Below are 21,774 nucleotides of genomic sequence, written 5' to 3' on the forward strand. Positions count from 1 at the left end.
ACGGGAACAACTGCGGGCCACACCGTAGCGGTCCGTACCTCACGGCGGCATATTCCACCGAAGGGCGACAGTTAGCTGACGAGGCGCACTCTCTTGACGACCGGGAATGCGTCCGGACGACCCCTTGGGTGCGGGTTTTGATCGTCGGATGGGCTCAGGATGGCGCGAGGGCCCGGTCGACGAGTGCGCGTGCGTAGACGGCGTCCAGTTGGCTGGGGCGGAAGAGGATGCGGTACATCATCGGCGCCACGACCTGGTCCATGACCCACTCCGTGTCCGGGGCGGCCTCGCCCCTCTCCGCCGCGCGCGCCAGGACGACGCTGATCTGTTCGGCGGCGTAGGCGGAGCACTGGCCGGCGTTGCTCCCGTCCGGGTCCCCGAGGAGGGCGTCCCTGATGTACGCGCGTCCGGGCGGGGAGGCCATCTCGTCGAGGAACTGCTCGGCCCACGCTCCGAGGTCGGCACGCAGGGCGCCGAGGTCGGCCGGGAGCGCTTCGGGGCGCAGGTGCTCCACCGCGACGTCGGACAGGAGTTCCTGGAGGTCGCCCCACCGGCGGTAGACCGTCGAGGGCGTCACCCCGGCACGCGCCGCGACGAGGGGGACGGTCAGCGCCTCGCGCCCGAGCTCGGCTTGCAGTTCGCGGACCGCCGCGTGCACCGATTCCTGGACCCGGGCGCTGCGCCCTCCCGGCCGAACCATGGGCTTGGGACTCATGACCCCACCTTATCCCCTTAACGCGAATTCGTTGCTTCTAGCTGGGGCCGCCGCTCACGCCGCGATGGGGGCCAGCCGACCCGCCCCCACACCGCTTGCGGCACCGGAGTCAGACACCTCGTAGGCGCGCCCGACCCGCAGTACGGTCGCCTCGTCGTGCGGGCGCCCCATCAGCTGCATGCCGATCGGCAGGCCCGCGCGGTCCTTGCCCACGGGCAGCGTCAGCGCAGGGACTCCCGTGATGTTGGCGGGTGCGGAGAGACGGACGTAAGCGTCGGAGACGGCCTCGGCCGTGCCGTCCGCCCATTGCACACTCTCCTGACCTGCCTTGGCGGCCGTCATCGGCACCGCCGGGGCCGCGATCACGTCGACGCGGCCGAGCATCTCCGCCCAGGCTTCGCGCATCAGCGCCCGCGCGCGCTGGGCCCTGAGGTAGTCACCGGCGGACACGAACTCGCCCGCCTCCAGGAGCACGCGGACCTCCGCCGTGTACAGATCAGGCACCGTGCGCAGTGTCCGCTCGTGGTTCGCGGTCGCCTCGGGGACCATCAGCCCCCACTGGGTGGCCTGGATGTAGCGCGCCAGGGGGATCTCGACCTCGACGAGCCGGGCCCCGAGCTCCTGGAGCCGGCCGATGGCCCGGCGCACGCTTGCCTCGACCTCCGGGCTGATCCGCTCGAAGTAGTGGTTGCGGGGCACGCCCACCCGCAGCCCCGTCAGGTCACCTTCCGGGAAAGCCTCGGCTCCGTGGGCGGCGGGGTCGTACCGCTCCCGTCCCTTGCGTCCCGTCAAGGCGCCGAGCACCAGCGCCGCGTCCTGCACCGTGCGAGTGAGGGGGCCCACGTGGTCCAGCGACCAGGACAGGGATGTCACCCCCTGCCGGGAGATCAGGTCGTACGTCGGCTTGAGCCCGACCACGCCGTTCAGTGCCGCGGGCACGCGGATCGATCCGCCGGTGTCGGTGCCCAGCGCGAAGGTGGCCTCCCCCGCCGCGACGGCGACGGCCGAGCCCCCGCTCGATCCGCCCGCGACGCGGCCGTGGTCCCAGGCGTTGTTCGTCTGCGGGGTGGTCAGCCCGTAGGCGAACTCGTGGGTGTGGGTCTTTCCCAGCAGGACCGCGCCGGCTTCGGACAGGCGCGCGGCGACGGCACTGTCACGCGCGGCCATATGGCCCGCCCTGACGCGTGAACTCGCCGTGGTGGGCATGCCCTTGGCATCGATCAGGTCCTTCAGGCCCATGGGTATCCCGTGCAGCGGACCGCGCGACTCCCCCTGGGCGATCTCGCGCTCGGCCCGGACCGCCGCCGCCCGGGCGGAGTCCGCCGCGACGCCGACGTACGCCTGGAGGCGTTCCTCCACAGCCTCGATGCGATCGAGGACGGAGTCGGTGAGCTCCACCGGGGAGAGCTCTTTCGCGGCCATGGCACGAGCGGCATCCGCCAGGGACAGCTCAAACGGCTGCATCGATGTCCTCCTGTCCCGCCGTGTAGGAGATCGCGGGCGGCGTGTCGCCGAAGTCCAGTTCACGCAGCGTGGCGATGACGGACTGGATGTACGTGGCGGTCGTCGCCACCACCTCGTGACGGTCGTTCCCCAGGGGCAGGCCCGCCCGGAGCGCGCCCCGGGCGGCCTCCTGGGGGGTGAGTTCGGCGGTGTTCATGACGGTGTCCACGTGCGGCCTTTCGCCTCGTGACGCCGCGCCGGGACGACGGCCCGCCCTCGGCGCAGCTCAAAAGCTAACGGTTTGCTTTAACGAGACGATAGGACCTACGCTGCTTTAACGCAAACCCATTGCTTTTAGCTCCGGAATCGCAGCAGCCACCCGGCCGACCGAAGGATGGATCACCGCATGGCCACGCCAGCCGCACACCACGCCACCCCCGACCCCTCCCCCAGCGCCCCGGTTTGGACGGTGGGAGATCTCACCGTCCACCGCGTCGACGAGGTACACCTCCCCGCACAGACGGGCCCGTGGCTGCTGCCGGGAGCAACCCCGGAGATCGTCGCCCGCTCCCCCTGGCTGCAACCGGACTTCGCGGACGAACAACGCGTCCTGCGGCTTGCGAGCCACAGCTTCGCGATCGAGGTCGACGGGCTGCGCGTGCTCGTGGACACCGGCATCGGCAACGGCAAGCAGCGGGCCAACCCCGCGTGGGACAACCTGGACAGCGACTACCTCACGCGCCTGACGCGGGCCGGCTTCGCCCCCGAAACGGTGGATCTCGTGGTCCTCACGCATCTGCACGCCGACCACGTCGGCTGGAACACCCGCGCCGACGGCGCCAGTTGGGTGCCCACCTTCCCCAACGCCCGCTACTTGACGGCCCGCTCCGAATGGGACTACTGGGCCGGCGTCGACATGGACGAGCCTCGACGCCAGATGTTCCGCGACTCCGTGCACCCCATCAAGGAGGCCGGCCTGCTCGACCTCGTCGACGTCCCCTCCGGGGGCACCGACATCGCCCGGGGTGTACGCCTGCGCCCCACCCCGGGTCACACGCCGGGCCAGGTGGCGGTGGAACTGCGCAGCCGCGGCGAGCGCGCCCTCATCACCGGCGACTGCGTCCACCACCCCGTCCAGCTGATCCACCCCGACCTGGGCAGCTGCGTGGACATCGACCCCGCGGCGGCGACCCGTACACGTCGCGAACTCCTGAGCAAAATCTCCGGCACCTCGACTCTCCTGCTGGGCAGCCACTTCCCGCCCCCCACGGCAGGCCACGTGATCGCCGACGGCGACTCCTACCGGCTCGTGCCGGTCTCCTGAGGGGGCGGGTGGCGGGCTCCCGTGTCAGGGCCTTGGGTCAGCCCCGTTCGAAGACGGCGACCGTGCGGGCGGGGACATCGAACGTTCCTGAACCGCGCTCGTACGAGGCCGACTTGACCACCGGGTCGGCGCCCTTCGCCTGGATCGGGTGCAGCCCGTACGCGGTGCCCTTGAGGCCCGTCACCTGCTGCTCCTGTGCCTGCGGGGTCGCGTTGAAGACGACCACGAGGTTCCCGAGCTCCATGGTGATGACGCCGGGCGTCTCGGCGGATGTGCCCGAGAGCGGGAACGAGAGCCGGGACTGAACCCGGTCGGCCGAATCCAGGGAGAACGCGGGCTCGGTCGCGCGCAGCCTCACCAGGTCCTGGTAGGCGGCCGAGGTTCCGTTGATCTCGGCGCAGCCCGGGGTCAGGTTCGCGGACGTCAACAGGGGCTTTCCGTACGCCCACTTGTCCTTGTTGTCGGCGGCCGGGGGCAGGCCGCGTCCGAAGCCGTTGCCGTCCTCGCAGCTCCAGTGCAGGGCGTTGAACCAGTCGCCGCTGTCGTAGGAGTTGCGGTCCAGGGACTTCGAGCGCAGCAGGTCGCTGCCGGCCTGGGACAGGGAAGGGCCCTGGGCCAGGGTCGAGGTGGCCATCGCGAGCACCTGCATGCGGGAGCGCTCGGCGGCCGTGGTGTCGGCGGGCAGCTTGAAGGCGAGGGCGTCGTAGAGGGATTCGTTGTCGTGCGCGTCGGAGTAGGAAAGGGCGTCGCCCGGAGCGTCCGCGTAGCCGGCCGGTGCGCCGTTGTAGTCGACCTCGGAGCCCTTGACCCTGCGGCCGGAGGAGTCCGTGAAGGTGTACGCGGACAGATTGCCCGTGAGGGCCACCTTGAGCAGGTCCTGGTAGTGCAGGAGGCGGGCCTTCTGCTCGGCGGGTGTGCCGTTCGCTTTGGAGGCGTTGGGGTCGGTGAACAGGCCGCTGGCGAAGCCCTGGACACCGGGGTCCTCGTCGAAGGGGCCGCCGCCGCGCAGCGCGTCGCGGCCGCGGTCGGAGAAGGTGGCGATGCCCGTGCCCGCCATGTTCTTCTGGGTGGCCTGGACGAAGCGGGCGTCGTCGGCTATCTCTCCGAAGTTCCAGCCCTCTCCGTACAGGACGATCTTCTTCCCGTCGACGCCGTCCTTCTTGAGGGTCAGTGCGTCAAGGGCCTTGCGGACGGCCAGGATGTTGGCCTTGGGGTGGTGGCCCATCAGGTCGAAGCGGAAGCCGTCGACCTTGTACTCCTTGGCCCAGGTGACCAGTGAGTCGACGACGAGTTTGCCCATCATGGCGTTCTCGGGCGCGGTGTTGGCACAGCACGTGGAGGTGGCGACCGTGCCGTCCGCCATCAGCCGCTGGTAGTAGCCCGGCACGATCTTGTCGAGGACCGACTTGTCGGCCTGGCCGCTCGCGACGGTGTGGTTGTAGACGACGTCCATCACGGTCCGCAGGCCGGAGCCGTTGAGGCCCTGGACCATCTGCCGGAACTCGACCGTGCGCCGGGTCCCGGCGGGGTCGCTCGCGTAGCTGCCCTCCGGAACGGTGTAGTGCAGCGGGTCATAGCCCCAGTTGTAGGCGTCCTTGGCGGCGGTCTTGGCGACGCAGGCCTGCTGCTCGTCGGAGTCCGGGGCGGGGGCGGTCAGGTCGCAGTCGGGCGTGGCCTGGTCGGCCTCGCGCTCGGGAATGGTGCCGATGTCGAAGGCGGGCAGCAGGTGGACGTAGGAGGTGCCTGCCTCGGACAGCTTGCGCAGGTGCTTCATGCCGTCGGACTTCGTGTCGGTGAAGGCCAGGTACTTGCCGGGGTGGCGCGCCGTCTTGTCCTCGACGGAGAAGTCACGGATGTGCAGCTCCTGGATCTGCGCGTCGCGCAGCGGGGTCGCCTTCGGCTTCTTCAGCTGCTCCCAGCCCTTGGGGGCGAGCTTCGGGTCGTCGAGATCGATGGCGATGCTGCGCTGCGAGTCGGCCGTGAGCGCCGTGGAGTAGGGGTCGGTGACCTTGTTGGTGACGACCTTCTGGACGCTGGGCGCCCACACCTTCACGACGTACCGGTACTGCTTGCCCGCCCAGCTCTTGGCGCCGGTGACGGACCACACGCCGCTGGCGTCGTCGCGCCGCATCGCCACGCGCTTGCCGTCGAGTTCGAGGCTCACGGACTGGGCGGTGGGGGCCCACAGGGCGAGCGTGGGGCGCCCGTCGCGGAACCGCGGGCCGAGGGCGGCCTTGGTCGCGGTGGCGCTGTAGAGGTCGTCGAGGATGCCCTGGGTCTGGACGCCGGTGGCGGTCAGCAGGGTGCCGTCGGCGCCGGTCCGGGTGGCGATTACCTGGCCGGTGAGGGCGTGGCGGACGCGGTCGCGGTCGCGCGGATCGACGGTGAAGGCGGCGTAGCTCTTGAGGTGCGGGTATTTCTTGCGCTGGGCGTCGGTGAGGCCGCCCTCGGCCGGGGTGAGGCGGATACGCCGTCCCTCGCCGGTGAGTGCGCCGTCCTTGACGGCGAGCTTTCCGTCGCGGGCGTACACCAGCTCCTGGGAGGCGGCATCGCCTTGGACCTCCCAGGCGAGTGTGTTCTTGTCGATCCACTGGGCCCGGGACGCGGACAGGTCCAGCGCGGCCGGGGCGTCGGCGGCGGCGGACGTCCGGGGTGCCGCGACGGCCGAGGGCGTCAGGGGCGCGACCGCGGCGAGCAGGGCGAGGGCCGTGGTGACGAAGGTGCGGCGGGGGGAGCCGGTCAAGGGGAACTTCTCCTTGTGCGTTACGGGGTGCGGGAGGTGAGCGCGCCGGGGGCTAATACGAGCCCCTCCGGCGTTTGAGGAGCGGGGTCCGGGGCGGAGTCCCGCGTCGGGGGTGGGCCGCCCGGCGGGCGGGGAAGCGAATGCCGGGCGGCCCGTGCAGCAGGCAGGTCAGCCGCGCGGTGCGGAGCTCAGCAGCTCCTGGCCCCGGTGTGCAGGGCGAGCGCGGTGTTCGGCGCGACGGAGGCCGTGAACTGGCCCGAGCCGTTGACGGTGACGCTCCTGCCGCTCTGGATGTCGCAGTAGCTGCCCGCGGCGAGGGACGTCTGGAAGGTCCGGTCGACCGAGGAACCTTCGTGGTTGATGACCACGTAGGCCTTGTCGCCGCGGCCGAACGCGATGGCGTCGTTGCCGTTGTCCCACCAGTTGGTCATGCCGGTCCCGCGGGCGGTGTTGCGGAACTTGACCATGCTCTTGATCTCGGGCCAGGCGTGCTGGCACTTCCAGCCGTCGCTGTAGCAGGCGTTGACCTGGCCGCCGTTGGGCGGTCCTGCGTCGATGTTGCTGAACTCGTAGCCGGACTGCACGTCGGGGGCGCCGTAGGGCAGAGCCAGCATGAAGACGTGCGCGAGGGTGTAGTTCGCGCCGTCCTTGTAGCTGAGGGTCTGGCCGTGCCGTTCGGTGTCGTGGTTGGCGACGAAGACGGCGGCCGAGCCGCTGGGCAGGTAGCCCCAGCCCTCGCCGTAGTTCTTCAGGTAGGCGAGCTCCTCGTCGTTGAAGACCCGCTTGAGGTCCCAGCCGTAGCGGAACTCCTGGGGGTCGCCGGTCGCGATGTACTCGCTCGGGGAGACCGCCTCGCCCGCCCCGTAGATCGTCTCCTGCTTGAAGTAGGCACCGGGGTTGGTCAGCCGGGACTTGATGTTCTTCAGGTCGTCCACGGGAATGTGCTTGGCCGCGTCGACCCGGAAGCCGTCGACGCCCAGGGAGAGCAGGTCGTTCAGGTAGGCCGCGATCCGCCCCCGGACGTAGTCCTCGCCGGTGTCGAGGTCGGCGAGGCCGCCCAGCTCACAGTTCTGGACGTTCCAGCGGTCCTGGTAGTTGCTGATGTTCGAGCGGCAGTTGTCCATGTCGGCGCCCGAGTACGTGCCCGGGTAGTCGTACTTGGTGAAGGACGATCCCGCCGAGCCGGTTCCGTTGGCGTTCGTCATGTGGTTGATGACCGCGTCGGCGACGACCTTCACCCCGGCCTTGTGGCAGGTGTCCACCATGTTCTTGAACGCGGCGCGGTCACCGAGGCGACTGCCGATCTTGTAGCTGACGGGCTGGTAGCCGGTCCACCATGCCTCGCCCTGGATGCGCTCCTGGGGCGGGGAGACCTGGACGTAGCCGTAGCCGTCGGGGCCGAGCTGCTGGGTGCACGCCTTGGCCACCGAGTCGAACTTCCACTCGAAGAGCACGGCGGTGACGTCCTTGCCGCCGGGCGGCGCGGCCTGCGCCTGCGGGGCTCCGGCGACGATGCTTCCCGCTGCTCCCGCGACCAGGGCGAGAGCGGCGGCGAGGGGTCTGCGGGCGGGTCTGCGGACTCTGGACTTCCGGCCAGTCATGGGGGCCTCCTGCATGAGTGAGGTGTGACCTTTGCCTGAGTGAGGGTGACCTTGTCCGGCAACGCGCCGTGCCCGTAAGGCCGTTGAAGGATGTTGCAGAAACATTTCAACGCCGTTTTCGGTCGAGACCGTACGACCCTCAAGAACCCCGGTCAACCCTCGGCGCACACTCTGGCGTCAGATGCGCGATCCCGGCAGTTCACGCCCCGCAAAACCTTTCGCAAGACATTGCGACGGTGCTACGTTCAACCACGACTCCGGTCCGGACGGCCGGGGGACCCGGCAACGGGCCCCACGCGCCCGGCCGCCCGGACCGGAGTCGTGGGACGGAGAGGCCCCGGCGCCACGTCATCACCCCGCTGCCCCGACCGGGGCCGGCACCGGGGGCCTCCCTCTCAGCGCCGCGCCTGCGCCGTCGAGCCACGCACCACGAGCTCGGGCTGAAAGACGAACTCCGTGTGCTGTACGGGGTTTCCGTGCAGCTCCTCAAGGAGCGCGCCCACCGCGGCGCTAGCCATCGCCTGCACCGGCTGGCGCACCGTGGTGAGCGGCGGGTCCGTGAAAGCGATCAGGGGCGAGTCGTCGAAGCCGACGACGGAGACGTCGTCGGGCACCGACAGGCCGCGCTCACGCGCCGCCCGGACGGCCCCGAGCGCCATCATGTCGCTGCCGCAGACAATCGCCGTGCACCCCTGGTCGAGCAGGACGCCGGCCGCCGCGTGCCCGCCCTCGACCGTGAACAGCGTGCGCTGCACGAGCTGTTCGGCCTCCCCCTGTTCCAGGCCGAGCAGCGCGTGCAGTGCCGCCGTGAACCCCTCCGCCTTGCGCAGCGAGGGGACGTAGCGGGTGGGGCCGATGGCGAGCCCGATCCGCCGGTGGCCCAGGTCGACGAGGTGGCGCACCGCCATCCGCGCGGCCGCGCGGTCGTCGGGCGAGACGAAGGACACCGGGATGTGCTCGTTGTAGCCGTTGATCAGGACGAACGGCACGCCGCGGGCGTGCAGTTCGAGGTACCGGGTGGGGTCGGCCGTGGTGTCGGCGTGCAGCCCGGACAGAAAGACGATGCCGCTGACCCGGCGCTCCTCCAGCTGCTCGACCAGCTCGTCCTCGCTGGCCCCGTCCGGCATCTGGGTGCACAGCATCGGCGTGTAGCCGTGCCCGGACAGGACCTGTTCGACGACCTGCGCGAAGGCGGGGAAGATCGGGTTGCTGAGCTCGGGGATGACCAGACCGACCAGACCGGCGCTGTGCCGCTTGAGCCGCATCGGCCGCTCGTAGCCGAGGACGTCCAGGGCGGCGAGCACCCGGCGCCGGGTGCCGGCGGCCACCCCCGGCCTGCCGTTGAGCACCCGGCTCGCGGTGGCCTCGCTGACGCCGGACTGGGCCGCGATGTCCGCGAGCCGCGGGACGCCCCGGTCTCCCCCGTCTCCCCGGTCGGCGGACCGCGGCAGGGAAAGGGTCACACCGCCCACCAGACGGTGGTGTCGGCGGGCAGCTCGACCTTGCCGTCCGCCGTCTCCACCTCGGCGTTGGCCAGCAGGATCCGGCCGGGAGCCGGAATCCGCACCGCTTCACCGGTGGTGTTGGCCGTGCACACGAAGCCCACGCGCCGGAAGGCGAGGACACCCTCGGGGGCCTCCAGCCACTCCAGTGAGTCGCCGGCGCCGAGCCCCGGCAGCTCCCGGCGCACGGCGAGCGCCCTGCGGTACAGCTCCAGCGTGGACGCGGGGTCGCCGGTCTGCGCCTCGACGCTGAGCTCGCCCCATCCCTCGGGCTGCGGCAGCCAGCTGCCGCCCGCGCCGAAGCCGTGGCTGGAGCCTTCGACGGTCCACGGGATGGGCACCCGGCAGCCGTCACGGAACCCGTCCTGGCCGTTCGCGCGGAGGAAGGAGGGGTCCTGGCGCACCTCGTCCGGCAGCTCGGTGACGTCCGGAAGGCCCAGTTCCTCGCCCTGGTAGACGTACGCCGAACCGGGCAGCGCCAGCATCAGGAGCGAGGCCGCGCGGGCCCGGCGCAGGCCGAGCTCGCGGTCGCCCGCGGTGCGCAGCTGCGTGCCGAGCCCCGGCGGGTTGGCGAACCGCGTGGCGTGGCGGGTGACGTCATGGTTGGAGAGCACCCAGGTGGCCGGGGCGCCGACGGGGCGCATCGCGGCCAGCGACACATCGATGACCTCGCGCAGCTCCGCGGCGTCCCAGTGGGTGCCCAGGTACTGGAAGTTGAAGGCCTGATGCATCTCGTCCGGGCGCACATAGGCGGCGGCCCGCTCGACGGTGGGGGTCCACGCCTCGGCGACGAGGATGCGCTCACCCGCGTACTCGGTGAGGACCTTGCGCCAGCTGCGGTAGATCTCGTGCACGCCGTCCTGGTCGAAGAACGGCATGACATCGTTGCCCAGCAGCTTGAGCTGGTCGCTGCGGCCGATGTCGGGCAGCCCCTCGGCCTTGACCAGTCCGTGGGCGACGTCCACGCGGAAGCCGTCGACGCCCATGTCGAGCCAGAAGCGCAGGATCGAGCGGAACTCGTCGTGGACGGCGGGGTGTTCCCAGTTGAAGTCGGGCTGCTCGGGGGCGAACAGGTGGAGGTACCACTCGCCGTCCGGGGTCCGCGTCCAGGCGGGGCCGCCGAAGACGGACTCCCAGTCGTTGGGCGGGAGTTCACCGTTCTCGCCCTTGCCCGGCCGGAAGTGGTAGCGCTCGCGCAGGGGCGATCCCGGGCCCTCGCGCAGGGCGCGCCGGAACCAGTCGTGCCGGTCGGAGGAGTGGTTGGGCACCAGGTCGACGATGACGCGCAGGCCCAGGCCGTGGGCGTCGCGCAGCAGGGCGTCGGCGTCCAGGAGGCTGCCGAACATCGGGTCGATCGCGCGGTAGTCGGCGACGTCGTAACCGGCGTCGGCCTGCGGCGAGGAGTAGAAGGGGCTGAGCCAGACGGCGTCGACGCCGAGGTCCCGTAGGTAGGGAAGGCGGGCACGGATGCCGTCGAGGTCACCCATTCCGTCACCGTTGCCGTCGGCGAAGCTGCGCGGGTAGACCTGGTAGATCACCGCGCCACGCCACCAGTCCGTGTGGGTGCCGGAGGCGGGGGCTGCAGGGGCAGCGAGATGCTGGGTCATGTCTTCCCTGAGATCGAGAGGTCGAGTGCGAGGGGGGTGTGCGCGGTGGCGGGGCCGCGTGTCAGGACTTCGTCGCGCCGGCCGTGAGACCGGAGACGAGGTGGCGCTGCACGAAGCCGAAGATCACCGCGGCGGGCACGGCGACGATCACCGCCGCGGCCGTCAGCGAGCCCCAGTCGCTGGTGTACTGGTTGACGAAGGTCTGCAGGCCGCCCGCCAGGGTGAGGTTCTCCTCGCCGGTCATGAAGGCGGAGGCGTAGGCGACCTCGGCCCAGCCGGTGATGAAGCTGTAGAAGCCCGTGACGGCCAGACCGGGCTTGGCCAGCGGCACGATGAGCCGCCAGAACGTGCCGAACGGATTGAGTCCGTCCACCCGGCCTGCCTCGTCGATCTCCACCGGGATGGTGTCGAAGTACCCCTTCATCATCCAGGCGCAGAAGGGCACGGCGATCGTCAGATAGGTGACGACGAGGCCGACGGGCTGGTTGAGCAGGCCCAGGCTCGCCAGGAGGTTGTAGAGCGGCACGATGAGCACCGCGACGGGGAACATCTGGGTGATCAGCAGGAGCCACATCAGCGGCCGCATGCCGGGGAACTTGAAGCGGCTGACGGCGTATCCGGTGGTCGCCGAGATGAAGACGCCTATCACGGTGGTGAGGCCGACGACGAGCAGTGAGTTGGCGAGCCAGCTCAGGAACTCGGTGTCGTTGACGACGTGGTCGTAGTTGCGGAGCGTGAAGTCCTTGACCAGGTCGGTGGAGAACGCCTCGCTGGTCGGCTTGAACGAGGTGATGAGCAGCCACAGCGGCGGCAGGATCGCGGTGGCGGAGGCGATCAGGAGGCCCATGTGGAGGCCGACCGAGGCCAGCGGGCCGCGCTCGCCGCGCTCCCTGACCTTCTTGGGCCGGGCCGGGGGCGGGGTCTTCCCGCCGGTCGCCGAGGTCTTCTCGTCGGTCATGGTGGTCACCACACTTCTCCCTGCTTGCGGAGCGCGCGGCGGTAGACGACCGCGAAGAGCGAAAGGAGCAGCAGAATGATGACGCCCCAGGCCGCGGATCCCGCGAAGTCGCGCGGACTCACGACGAACGAGAGCCGGTAGGCGTACGTCACCAGGATCTCGGTGGCGTCTCCCGGACCGCCCCGGGTGAGCAGGAAGATCACCGGGAACATGTTGAAGGTCCAGATGCCGCTGATGAGGATGACGGTGCTGCTGACCGTCCGCAGGCCCGGCAGGGTGATGTGCCGGAAGCGCTGCCAGGCGTTCGCGCCGTCCATCTCGGCGGCCTCGTAGAGCTCACCGGGGATGGACTGGAGTCCGCCGAGCATGGCGACCAGCATGAACGGGACGCCGAGCCAGACGTTGACCGTGATCACCGAGAGCTTGGCCCACGTGGGGTCGTTGAGCCACGGGATCGCGTCGATGCCGCCACCGGCGAGGATCTTGTTGAGGATGCCGTTCTTCTCGTTGAACAGCAGCCGCCAGGTGAAGACGGAGACGAAGGCGGGCACCGCCCAGGGCAGGATCAGCGCCATCCGGTAGAGGGAGCGCCCCGCCAGCTTGCGGTTGAGCATGTTCGCCAGGACCAGGCCGAGCGCGAAGGAGATCGCGACACACGAGACGGTCCAGATGATCGTCCAGGTCAGGCGGTCCCAGAAGACGCCGTCCTGGAGGACCGCAGTGTAGTTGTCCAGGCCGACGGACTTGTAGGTCGCCGGGATGTGGTTCATGCCGATGGTGCGCTCGACGTTCGCCTCGTTGGCGTCGGTCGTCGACAGGTACAGGCCCCGCACCAGCGGGTATCCGATGATCACGCCGATGACGGCCACCACGGGGGCGACCATGGCCCAGGCGTACCAGTGCGTGGACAGCGACCTGCGCAGCCGTCCGGGGGTCTTGCCGGTGTCGCCGGTCCGCCGGCCGCGGCCGCGGGCGCCCTGGGCGTCCGCGGCCTTGGCCAGAGACTGGCTGCTGTCAACAGCCATTTACTTGTAGTCCTTCAGCAGCTTGCGGTAGGCGTCGCCGACACCCTTCGCGCCGTTCTCGGGCGAGGTCTTGCCGCTGAGCACCTTCTCCATCTGCAGCCGGATCGGCTCGAACAGGGCGTTGGCCTGCGGAATCCACGGCCGCTCCACGGACTTGTCCACGGCCGGCTTGAAGAACTGCACCATCTGGTTGTCCTTGACGGACTGCACGTCGTACACCGAGGTGCGGGTGGGCAGCAGGCTCAGCTTCTCGGTGGTCTGCTGCTGCACCTTGGCCGAGCTCATGTACTTGATGAACTCGTAGCTCGCGTCGAGGTTCTTGGAGCCCGCGTAGGCCGCGAGGTTCCAGCCGCCCTGCGGGGAGGCCTGGCGGTCGCTGCCGCCGGGCACCGGGGCGATGCCGAGGTTGCCCTTGTCGCCCTTGAACGACTTGCCCTGCAGCGCGCCTTCGATGGACCAGGGTCCGTCGAGGGCCATCGCGACGTCGCCGTCCTTGAAGGCGTTGAGCTGGTTGTTGTAGCCGTCGCTCGCGTCGGTGGTGGCGGCCTTGGAGTCGACCAGGTCCTTCATGACCTTGAAGGCTGCGGCGCCCTCGGGGTCGTCGACGGTGATCTTCTTGCTCTTGGTGTCGAGGAGGTCGCCGCCCTCGCCGTAGAGGTACGGGAGGTAGTAGTACGGGTCGTCGCCGCGCAGGTAGAGGCCGGTCTTGCCGGACTTCGACTTGATCTTCTTGGCGGCGGTCTTCACCTCGTCGAAGGTCTTGGGGGCCTCGACGCCGGCTTCCTTGAGCAGCTTCTTGTTGTAGAAGAGCGCCAGGGTGTCGATCGTCTGCGGGGCGGCGTAGGTCTTGCCCTTGAACTTGGTGCTGGCCGCGGCCTGCGGGAGGTAGTCGTCCGCCTTGTCCAGGGCGGGGGTGCCCTCCAGCGGGGCGAGGTAGCCCAGGTTGGCGAAGTCGGCGACCCAGGCGACCTCGGTGCGCATCACGTCGGGGGCGCCGGAGTTGCCGCCCGCGGCGTTCTTGAACTTGGCGTTGGCCTCGCCGAACGCGACGCTCACATAGTTGACCTTGACGTCCGGGTGGAGCTTCTCGAAGCCCTTGGCGAGCTTCTCGTAGGTCCCCTTCTCGGCGTCGTTCGAGGTGTCCCAGAAAGTGACGGTTCCGGACAGCTTGCCCGAACCCTTGCTGCCGCTGTCACCGTCATCGCCACCGCACGCTGCCACCGTCAAGGACAGGGTCGCGACCAGTGCGGTGGCCGCTATGCCACGCCGCATGTGAACTCCTTCAACTGATCCCGGAACAAGGAGAGGCGGAACCCCCGACAGGGCTGCCTCCTACGAGCCGCACTCGACGCGGCGCCGGGTTGCCAGGGAACGTAACAGGATTGAAAAGCGCCCGAAAGACCTTGCGGGAAATTTCTGCAAGGGCTGCTGATCGTTACCGCCGTGTGTCCTTACGGTTGCTCTTGCTGCGCTTGACAGGCCTTTGAGGTGGCACGAGTCGCCCCTGCTTGACCTCAGATGTCCCGCAAGGTCCTTGCAGAACCGGAACTTTCTGCAAGCTTTCACAACTGGTGTGCAATACGGCGGATCACCGGTACAGTCCCCGCATGACCGCACGGCTCGTCGACATCGCAGCGCAGGCGGGGGTGAGCGAAGCCACCGTCAGCCGCGTCCTCAACGGCAAGCCCGGTGTGGCGGCGGCGACCCGCGAATCCGTCCTGGCCGCCCTGGACATGCTCGGCTTCGAACGTCCCTCGCGGCTGCGGCAGCGCAGCAGCGCCGGACTGATCGGCCTGATCACGCCCGAGCTGGACAATCCGATCTTCCCCGCCCTCGCCCAGGTCATCGCCCAGGCCCTGACCCGCCAGGGCTACACGCCCGTCCTGGCCACCCAGACGCCCGGCGGCTCCACCGAGGACGAGCTCACCGACATGCTGGTGGACCGCGGCGTCTCCGGGATCATCTTCGTCTCGGGCCTGCACGCCGACACCACCGCCGACATGGAGCGCTACGAGGTGCTGCGCGGCAAAGGCGTGCCCTTCGTCCTCGTCAACGGCTTCTCCCCCAAGGTGCAGGGCCCCTTCGTCTCCACGGACGACCGCGCCGCGGCCCGGCTCGCCGTCACCCACCTCGCCTCACTGGGGCACACCCGCATCGGGCTCGCGGTGGGCCCCAAGCGTTTCGTGCCCGTCCTGCGCAAGATCGAGGGCTTCCAGATCGGCATGCGCGAACGCCTCGGGATGTCGTCGGCGGACTCCGAGCAGTTGATCGAGCACTCCCTCTACACCCTGGAGGGCGGTCAGGCCGCGGCGGGCACACTGATCGGCCGCGGCTGCACCGCGATCGTGTGCGCCAGCGACATGATGGCGCTCGGCGCCGTCCGCGCCGCGCGGGAACGGGACTTGCGGGTGCCGCACGACATCTCGGTGGTCGGCTACGACGACTCGCCGCTCATCGCCTTCACCGACCCCCCGCTGACCACCATCCGCCAGCCGGTCCAGGCAATGGGACAGGCCTCCGTGCGCACGCTCCTGGAGGAGATCGGCGGAACTCCCGCCCCGCACAGCGAGTTCCTCTTCATGCCGGAGCTCGTCGTCCGCGGCTCGACGGCGTCCGGCCGACCGGACCGGCCCTCGGACCAGCACTGACGAGCAGGAGCACCCGTGCCCACTGAGACCGAGATCGACGTCCTGGTGCTCGGCGGCGCAGGCGTGGACTCGATCGTGTACGTCCCCGAGCTGCCGCTCCCCTACGCCGACAGCTACATGGTGCCCGCGATCGACATGCGCGCCGGGCAGACCGGTGACTTCGTCGCGATGGGCGTGCAGGCGCTGGGGCTGCGCACCCATCACATCGACCTCATCGGCGACGACCACGAGGGCGACCTGGTCCGCGCGCTGCACCGCGAGCGCGCGATCCCCTTCACCGAGGTGCTCCAGCGTCGCGGCACCAAACGCGCGGTGAACCTGGTCGGCCCCGACGGGCGGCGCCTCTCGCTGTACGACAACAGCCGGGCACAGGACACGGACCGGCTGCCCACGGCGACGGTCGAGGCCCTCGCCGCGGTGAGCGGGCACGCCCATGTCTCCCTCACCCATCCCTGCGCCTTCGCCCTGCCCACGCTGCGCGCGGCCGGTGTGAGCATCTCGACCGACCTGCACGACTGGGACGGCACCGAGCCCTACCACGAGGCCTTCGCCTACGAGGCCGACATCGTCTTCCTCTCGGCCACCGCGCTGGCCGACCCGGAGAAGACCATGCGTCAGATCGCCGCGCGAGGCCGGGCCGAGGCGGTCGTCGCGACGGCCGGGGCCCAGGGTGCCCACCTCCTCGTCGACGGCGAGCTGTCCCACGTGCCGCCCGTCACGCCTCCGGCGCCCGTGGTGGACTCCAACGGCGCCGGTGACGCCTTCGCCGCCGCCTACCTCTTCGGCCACCTCGCCGGCGAGTCCCCCCTGCGGTGCGCCCGCTACGGCGCGATCGCCGGAGCGTACGCCTGCACCGTCCCGGCCACCGGCACCGACGTCATCACCAGGGAACAACTCCTCTCCCTGGCCGCCGAGTCCCCGGGCGGACCGCCCACCGCACCACCGCGGGCCTGAGCGACGATGGCCGGGTCCACCCCACAGCGACACGGAGGAAGAGAAATGGCATCACGGACCGACGTGCGCACCGGTCGGGTGCTGTACGGATGCATGGGGCTCGGCGGCTCCTGGGACACCACGCCGTACGCCGCCGAGGACATCGCCACGGCCGAGGCCGCCGTGGAGGCCGCGCTGGAGGCCGGCATCACGGTGTTCGACCAGGCCGACATCTACCGGCACGGCAAGTCGGAGGCGGTGTTCGGCGAGGTGCTCGCCAGGGCGTCCGGGCTGCGCGAGCGCATCGTCCTGCAGACCAAGTGCGGCATCCGGCTGGCCGACGGTGACCGGCCCGGTCTGTACGACCTGCGCGGGCCGAACATCGTCCAGCGGGTCGAGGAGAGCCTCACCCGGCTGCGCACCGACGTGATCGACGTACTGCTCCTGCACCGCCCCGACCCGCTGACCGGGCCGGAGGAGATCGCGAAGGCGCTGGCCTCGCTGCACGGACAGGGCCTGGTGCGCCGGTTCGGTGTGTCGAACATGAGCGCCGCGCAGATCGCGCACCTGCGGGCGCACCTGGACGTGCCGCTCGTCGCCAACCAGCTGGAGATGAGCCTGGAGTGCCGCGACTGGGTGGAGGCCGGGGTACTGGTCAACACCCCGGCCGCGGCCGACAGCGGCTTCCCGCACGGGACGCTCGAATACTGCACCGCCAACGGCATCCAACTGCAGGCCTGGGGAGCCCTCGCCCGGGGCCGCTTCACCGGCGGCGGCGAGACCCCGACCGCACGGCTCGTCGCCGACCTCGCCGCACGCAAGCGGACGACCCCGGAGACGATCCTCCTGTGGTGGCTGCAACGGCACCCGGCACGGATCGCCCCCGTCATCGGCACCAGCCGCCCGGACCGCATCCTGGCCTGCCGCGACGCCGTGCACCGCGAACCCGAACTCACCCACGAGGAGTGGTACGACCTGTGGATCACCGCCCGGGGCGGGCCGCTGCCCTAGGTCACCGTCCCACTGCCCTCGATCCCCGACTCAGTCGCAGTAGGTGTCCCGCCCGGGCCGCTCCCCCGTCGCCAAGTAGTGGGAGACGGTGCGGTCGCCGCACTCGTTGCCGTTGGCGAGATAGGCGTCGTGGCCGGTCGAGTCGACCGTGACCATGGTGGCGCGCTTGCCCAGGGCTGTGCGGAGCTTGAGGGCGCCGCTGAGCGGGGTCGCCGGGTCGCGCTCGTTCTGGACGAGAAGGATGTTGGACGGGCCGCGCGAGGTGATCCGCACGGGGGCCTCCTTCGGCTTGTAGGGCCAGGCGGCACACGGCATCGCGTTGCGTGGCATCCCCGCGGTCAGGGGGTACTTGGCCCGGCTCTCGGCGACCCCCTTCTCGTACGCGGCCGCCGCCTCGGGCCACTCGACGTCGTTGCAGAGGACGGCGGAACCCACCGCGACGGCGTTCTGCATCATGGCCTCCGGCGGAGCCTGCGGTGCAGGTGGGACCGTGCCGTTCCGCGCGGCCAGGATCAGCTCGGCGAGCGCGGGGAAGTTGTCGGGGTCGTAGAGCGTGTTCAGCAGGGTCTGGCGCAGGACGTTGCCGTTGAGCTCCTCGGGGTTGGCGCCGGGCCACGGGATCGGCTCGCGGTCGAGGTCGGCGGCCAGGCGCAGGAAGAGCGGGCGCACTTCGGCCGCCGTCCGGGCCAGGCGCTTCGGATTGCCGGGTGCCGAGGCCCACTTGGCGAACTCGGGGAAGGTGTCCTCGACTCCCTGCTCGTGCCCGGCGACCCAGGCGCGGGAGACACGCGTGGGGTCGGGGTCGTCGTTGCTGTCCAGTACGACGCGGTCGGTGCGGTGCGGGAAGAGCTGGCTGTAGACCGCCCCGACGTATGTGCCGTAGGAGACGCCCCACGCGGAGATCTTCCGCTCGCCGAGCGCCGCCCGGACGCGGTCGATGTCACGGGCCTCGTTGGCGGTGCTGATGTGGCGGATGAGGTCGCCGCCGTTGCGCGCGCAGGCGTCCGACATCCGCTGCGCGGTGGTCATGTTCTCGCTGATGGAGCCGTCGGGGGCCGGCCAGGGCCGCAGTCTCGTCGTGGCGAGGTCGGCGTGTTCGAAGCGGCAGCTGACCGGGGTGGAGCGGCCGAGCCCGCGGGGGTCGAAGCCGATCAGGTCATAGGTGTCGCGGACCGCTTGCGGCAGCTTCTGGCCCTTTCCCGAGGGGGTGTCGAGGCCGAGGCCGCCGGGCCCGCCCGGGATCAGGAACAGGGCGCCGCGGCGTGCCTCGGGGTTCTCGCTGGGGATGCGGGAGACGGCGATGCCGATCTGTCTGCCTGTGGGGGCGGCGTAGTCCATCGGGACCTCGACGGTGGCGCACTCCTGGCGGGGGTCGAGACGGCTGCCCTCGCACGGCTTCCAGTTCAGGGGTTCGGCGACGGAGGAAGTACGGGGAACGGCGGGAGTCGCGGCTGTCGCGGCCAGCGGGGCGGTGAGGCTGAGGGCGGCGGCCGAGGCGGCGAGCAGGGCTGCGTTGCGCTTGATCTGAGTCATGGGGAAGAGCCTCGCCGATCGCGAACGGCCGCCACATCCTGCCAACTGGCCGATGCGGGTGGGGGTTTACCCCCTCCTTCCCCTTAGGGGACGGAGGGGCGGATGTGGCGGGCGCCACACGATTCACGATGTGCGACTTAGGCAAGCCTAAGCTAAGTTAGCGACTGATCGCCTCTCTTGGAGGCGCCTCAGTCAAGGAGATTGACGCAGCATGTCCTCACTCACCTGCCGCATCCGCCGTACCGCCGCAGTCGCCGTGGCCCTCGCCGCCGGCAGTGCGCTGGCCCTGACCGGTACCGCCTCCGCGCAGCCCGGCAAGGCCTCCGGCAAAGCGTCGGGCTCGACCGTCGAGTCCGCGCCGCTCGTGAAGGGGCTCTACCAGTCCGCGTACTCCGAGCGGAACAACGTGCTGTGGGCCACCTCCGCGGTGGGCCGGCCGCCCGTCACCAACTCCAGCCTGCTGAAGGTCGACCCGCGCACCCTGAAGGTGAAGGCCACCTTCACGCCTCCCGTCACCAACGCCACGACCGGCGCCGTCGAGGCCGTCTACGGCGTCGCCGTAGACGACGAGCACAACACCGTCTGGACGACGAACACCCGCGACAACTCCGTCGCCGTCTACGACCAGCGCACCGGCAAGCACCTCACCTCGCTGCCCGGCGTGAACCACGCCCGTGAGGTCGTCGTGGACGCCAAGCACAACACGGCGTGGGCGAGCGGCTTCGGCGACGGCACCGTCGTCGCCTTCGACACCCGCACGCTCAAGGAGAAGAAGCGCGTCACGGTCGAGGGGTCCAGCCCGACCGGCCTCGCCCTGAACGCGCGGACCGGCGCCCTCTACGCCGCCGACCTCAACGGCGACCGGATCATCGAAATCACCCCGAAGGGCGGGAGCCCGCGCCTCATCCCGACCGGCGACGGCCCGATCTCCATCGCGCTCTCCAAGAACGGCCGCACCGCCTACACCGCCGACCAGGCCGCGGGCGGCCTCTCGGTCGTCGACCTCAAAAAGGGCACCGTGACGAAGTCCGTGCCGACCGGCGCGGGCGCCCTGTCCGTCGCCACCGACCGGCGTTCGGGCAAGGTCCTGGTCGCCAACCGGACCCCCGGCACCGTCACCGTCGTCGACCCCGCCAAGGGCGCCGTCGTCGAGACCCTGGCCACCGGCGCCAACCCCAACCACGTGCAGGTGACGGGCGGTACGGCCTTCGTGGTCGACAAGTCCGGCACCGGCCCCGAGGGCCAGGACAAGGCGCACCGCATCCGCATCGGCCGCTGAGCCCGCGCCCACGCCGCGAACCACTCGACGCCCCGCCCGCCACTCGACCGTGGCGGGCGGGGCGTCCGCGTACGCGGCGACGGGGTCACGAGGTGAGCCGCTGACCGCGGTCACTGGCCGCGCCGGGCGCGTCCACCGGACCGCTCGTACGCACCAGCCTCTTGCGTACGAGGTGACTCTGCGCCGCGACGGTCGCGATCACCCCCGCGCCGAGCACCGGCCAGGCGAGGGGGCCCGCGGCGATCACGGCCGTGACCAGGAGCGGTCCGCCGCTGCGCTGGGCCGATGACGAAAGGCCGTGCACGCCGAGGTAGGCGCCCTGGGCGTCATCGGGGGCGAGCGCGATGGAGAGTTCCCAGGACGCAATGGCGTGCAGGATCTCCGCGAAGGTGAAGGCGATCGCCGCGGCCACCAGGGCGGTGACGGCCAGCCAGGTGCCGCCCGCCACCGATACGGTCATCGCGGCGCAGCCGACCACGAAGCAGGCGGCCAGTGGGACGAGGAGTGCGCGGGCGGCGTCCGGTGTGCCCCCGAAGCGGGACAGCGGGACCTGGCAGCAGACGACGAGCACGCAGTTGAGGACCATGAGCAGCGGCGCGAGACCGTGCGGGGCGTCCGTGGCGTGCACGATCCACAGGGGCATGCCGACCTGGAGTACGGCGTCGTCGAGGAAGAGTGCCGCCTCGGTGGCGGTGAACAGCAGGTAGGGACGGTCGCGCCAGGGGTTCGACGGCGGAGCAGGGCGCTCGGACGCCGTGGAATCGGTGACCACCCGGGAGGGGGACGGCGGTTCCGCGCAGCGCAGGGTGAGGAAGGCGGCGAGGAGGAAGCTGAGCACGTTGCCGATGAGCAGGGCCTGGTAGGCGTGGTCCGTGCCGACGGCGAGGGCTAGCGCCCCGGCAAGGCCGCCGATGGCCCAGCCCGCGTTGGACACGGTGCGCTGCACGGCTTGATATTTGGTGCGATCGGGGCCCGCGATGCGGGCGGCGTACAGCTTGGTGAGGACGTTGGCCCCGCGGTCGGCGAGGCTGTTCACGGACGAGTACAGCAGGAGCAGGGAGAAGTTGTCCGTCGTCAGCAACGCCAACAGGGCGACGGCCTGCTGGAGTTGGGCGCCGAAGATGACGCGGGTGACGGGGAACCGGTCGGCGAGGTGACCCGCGAGCGGCGCACCCGCGATGCCGACGGCGCCCGAGACCCCCATGAGCACGCCGACCTCGGCGACGGAGAGCCCGGTGACCAAGGTGAAGTAGAGGGCGGCCGCACCCATCCACAGTCCGGTCCCGACCTTGTTGATCAGGGCGATCCAGAGCATGCGGCGGCCGTCGAGACCCCCCGGTATGCGTGCGTACAGCGCGGCCCGCCGACGGCTGATGCCCACCACTCCCCCTTGGTTTCCCACTTGGCCCCGACTTCCCGCTCGACTTCCCGCTTGACTTCGACTTTTGTACT

16 protein-coding genes and 1 pseudogene are annotated in these 21,774 nt (G+C 70.5%); 5 read left to right on the forward strand and 12 right to left on the reverse strand.

The features are described 5' to 3' along the window. Nucleotides 1–154 precede the first annotated feature (154 nt). From AB0I66_RS08180 to AB0I66_RS08190, 3 genes are read right to left on the reverse strand one after another with little or no spacing between them, the layout of a single operon-like run. A complete protein-coding gene (locus AB0I66_RS08180; RefSeq protein ID WP_363206941.1) occupies nucleotides 155–715 on the reverse strand; it encodes a TetR/AcrR family transcriptional regulator in 561 nt (186 codons plus the stop codon). Nucleotides 716–769: 54 nt separating this feature from the next. Then, entirely contained in the window at nucleotides 770–2,179 is a 1,410-nt protein-coding gene (locus AB0I66_RS08185) for an amidase (protein ID WP_363206942.1), read from the reverse strand. Then, a complete protein-coding gene (locus tag AB0I66_RS08190; RefSeq protein WP_363207840.1) occupies nucleotides 2,166–2,375 on the reverse strand; it encodes a hypothetical protein in 210 nt (69 codons plus the stop codon). Before AB0I66_RS08190 ends, AB0I66_RS08185 begins: the two co-directional genes overlap by 14 nt. Nucleotides 2,376–2,564: 189 nt before the next feature. Here AB0I66_RS08190 and AB0I66_RS08195 point away from each other — a divergent pair, with 189 nt between their 5' ends. Further along, on the forward strand, nucleotides 2,565–3,482 hold the full coding sequence (locus AB0I66_RS08195) for an MBL fold metallo-hydrolase (protein WP_363206943.1): 918 nt from the start codon (nucleotides 2,565–2,567) through the stop codon (nucleotides 3,480–3,482). 37 nt (nucleotides 3,483–3,519) lie between these two features. Here the strand turns inward: AB0I66_RS08195 and pulA are convergent, their stop codons facing one another. From pulA to AB0I66_RS08230, 7 genes and pseudogenes are all read right to left on the reverse strand, one after another. Further along, nucleotides 3,520–6,180 (reverse strand): pullulanase-type alpha-1,6-glucosidase, encoded by a 2,661-nt coding sequence (pulA, locus tag AB0I66_RS08200; protein ID WP_363207841.1) that lies wholly within the window; start codon nucleotides 6,178–6,180, stop codon nucleotides 3,520–3,522. A 236-nt stretch (nucleotides 6,181–6,416) separates the two neighbouring features. Continuing rightward, nucleotides 6,417–7,826, reverse strand: a pseudogene (locus tag AB0I66_RS08205) (alpha-amylase family protein); the annotation flags it as partial. A 395-nt stretch (nucleotides 7,827–8,221) separates the two neighbouring features. After that, on the reverse strand, nucleotides 8,222–9,289 hold the full coding sequence (locus tag AB0I66_RS08210; RefSeq protein ID WP_363206944.1) for a LacI family DNA-binding transcriptional regulator: 1,068 nt from the start codon (nucleotides 9,287–9,289) through the stop codon (nucleotides 8,222–8,224). Continuing rightward, nucleotides 9,286–10,935: a glycoside hydrolase family 13 protein gene (locus tag AB0I66_RS08215; RefSeq protein ID WP_363206945.1), complete on the reverse strand. Its 1,650-nt coding sequence runs from the start codon at nucleotides 10,933–10,935 to the stop codon at nucleotides 9,286–9,288. Before AB0I66_RS08215 ends, AB0I66_RS08210 begins: the two co-directional genes overlap by 4 nt. A gap of 61 nt (nucleotides 10,936–10,996) precedes the next feature. Further along, nucleotides 10,997–11,893, reverse strand: a complete 897-nt coding sequence (locus tag AB0I66_RS08220) for a carbohydrate ABC transporter permease (RefSeq protein ID WP_363207842.1) — start codon at nucleotides 11,891–11,893, stop codon at nucleotides 10,997–10,999. Nucleotides 11,894–11,898: 5 nt separating this feature from the next. Then, nucleotides 11,899–12,918: a sugar ABC transporter permease gene (locus tag AB0I66_RS08225; RefSeq protein WP_363206946.1), complete on the reverse strand. Its 1,020-nt coding sequence runs from the start codon at nucleotides 12,916–12,918 to the stop codon at nucleotides 11,899–11,901. Next, nucleotides 12,919–14,190 carry an extracellular solute-binding protein gene (locus AB0I66_RS08230; RefSeq protein ID WP_363206947.1) on the reverse strand — a complete coding sequence of 424 codons (1,272 nt, stop codon included), beginning with the start codon at nucleotides 14,188–14,190 and terminating at the stop codon, nucleotides 12,919–12,921. 335 nt (nucleotides 14,191–14,525) lie between these two features. Here AB0I66_RS08230 and AB0I66_RS08235 point away from each other — a divergent pair, with 335 nt between their 5' ends. Genes AB0I66_RS08235 through AB0I66_RS08245 form a run of 3 tightly spaced genes read left to right on the forward strand, consistent with a single transcriptional unit; the run spans nucleotide 14,526 to nucleotide 17,510 of the window. After that, the gene (locus AB0I66_RS08235) at nucleotides 14,526–15,566 is read left to right on the forward strand and encodes a LacI family DNA-binding transcriptional regulator (RefSeq protein WP_363206948.1); all 1,041 of its coding nucleotides are present in this window, start codon (nucleotides 14,526–14,528) and stop codon (nucleotides 15,564–15,566) included. Between the two features lie 15 nt (nucleotides 15,567–15,581). Beyond that, nucleotides 15,582–16,520, forward strand: a complete 939-nt coding sequence (locus tag AB0I66_RS08240) for an adenosine kinase (RefSeq protein ID WP_363206949.1) — start codon at nucleotides 15,582–15,584, stop codon at nucleotides 16,518–16,520. A gap of 45 nt (nucleotides 16,521–16,565) precedes the next feature. Next, nucleotides 16,566–17,510, forward strand: a complete 945-nt coding sequence (locus tag AB0I66_RS08245) for an aldo/keto reductase (protein ID WP_363206950.1) — start codon at nucleotides 16,566–16,568, stop codon at nucleotides 17,508–17,510. A 30-nt stretch (nucleotides 17,511–17,540) separates the two neighbouring features. Here the strand turns inward: AB0I66_RS08245 and AB0I66_RS08250 are convergent, their stop codons facing one another. Beyond that, nucleotides 17,541–19,043, reverse strand: coding sequence for an alpha/beta hydrolase (locus AB0I66_RS08250; RefSeq protein WP_363206951.1), 1,503 nt, complete (start codon nucleotides 19,041–19,043; stop codon nucleotides 17,541–17,543). A gap of 211 nt (nucleotides 19,044–19,254) precedes the next feature. On the opposite strand from AB0I66_RS08250, the gene AB0I66_RS08255 reads away from it, so the two are divergent. Next, complete coding sequence (locus AB0I66_RS08255) at nucleotides 19,255–20,322, forward strand: YncE family protein (RefSeq protein WP_363206952.1); 1,068 nt, start codon at nucleotides 19,255–19,257, stop codon at nucleotides 20,320–20,322. Between the two features lie 85 nt (nucleotides 20,323–20,407). Here AB0I66_RS08255 and AB0I66_RS08260 read toward each other — a convergent pair whose 3' ends face one another. Continuing rightward, nucleotides 20,408–21,703, reverse strand: coding sequence for an MFS transporter (locus AB0I66_RS08260; protein ID WP_363206953.1), 1,296 nt, complete (start codon nucleotides 21,701–21,703; stop codon nucleotides 20,408–20,410). Between the last annotated feature and the right edge of the window lie 71 nt (nucleotides 21,704–21,774).

Origin of the sequence: Streptomyces sp. NPDC050439, assembly GCF_040655335.1 — a bacterium.
GTDB lineage: Bacteria > Actinomycetota > Actinomycetes > Streptomycetales > Streptomycetaceae > Streptomyces.

Excerpts from the sequence above, each read along its gene's own strand:
- AB0I66_RS08220 (WP_363207842.1), bottom strand. The coding sequence starts at position 11,893 with ATGACCGACGAGAAGACCTCGGCGACCGGCGGGAAGACCCCGCCCCCG.
- AB0I66_RS08250 (WP_363206951.1), bottom strand. The coding sequence starts at position 19,043 with ATGACTCAGATCAAGCGCAACGCAGCCCTGCTCGCCGCCTCGGCCGCC.
- AB0I66_RS08245 (WP_363206950.1), top strand. The coding sequence starts at position 16,566 with ATGGCATCACGGACCGACGTGCGCACCGGTCGGGTGCTGTACGGATGC.
- AB0I66_RS08235 (WP_363206948.1), top strand. The coding sequence starts at position 14,526 with ATGACCGCACGGCTCGTCGACATCGCAGCGCAGGCGGGGGTGAGCGAA.
- AB0I66_RS08185 (WP_363206942.1), bottom strand. The coding sequence starts at position 2,179 with ATGCAGCCGTTTGAGCTGTCCCTGGCGGATGCCGCTCGTGCCATGGCC.
- AB0I66_RS08195 (WP_363206943.1), top strand. The coding sequence starts at position 2,565 with ATGGCCACGCCAGCCGCACACCACGCCACCCCCGACCCCTCCCCCAGC.
- AB0I66_RS08215 (WP_363206945.1), bottom strand. The coding sequence starts at position 10,935 with ATGACCCAGCATCTCGCTGCCCCTGCAGCCCCCGCCTCCGGCACCCAC.
- AB0I66_RS08255 (WP_363206952.1), top strand. The coding sequence starts at position 19,255 with ATGTCCTCACTCACCTGCCGCATCCGCCGTACCGCCGCAGTCGCCGTG.
- AB0I66_RS08230 (WP_363206947.1), bottom strand. The coding sequence starts at position 14,190 with ATGCGGCGTGGCATAGCGGCCACCGCACTGGTCGCGACCCTGTCCTTG.
- AB0I66_RS08180 (WP_363206941.1), bottom strand. The coding sequence starts at position 715 with ATGAGTCCCAAGCCCATGGTTCGGCCGGGAGGGCGCAGCGCCCGGGTC.
- AB0I66_RS08190 (WP_363207840.1), bottom strand. The coding sequence starts at position 2,375 with ATGAACACCGCCGAACTCACCCCCCAGGAGGCCGCCCGGGGCGCGCTC.
- AB0I66_RS08225 (WP_363206946.1), bottom strand. The coding sequence starts at position 12,918 with ATGGCTGTTGACAGCAGCCAGTCTCTGGCCAAGGCCGCGGACGCCCAG.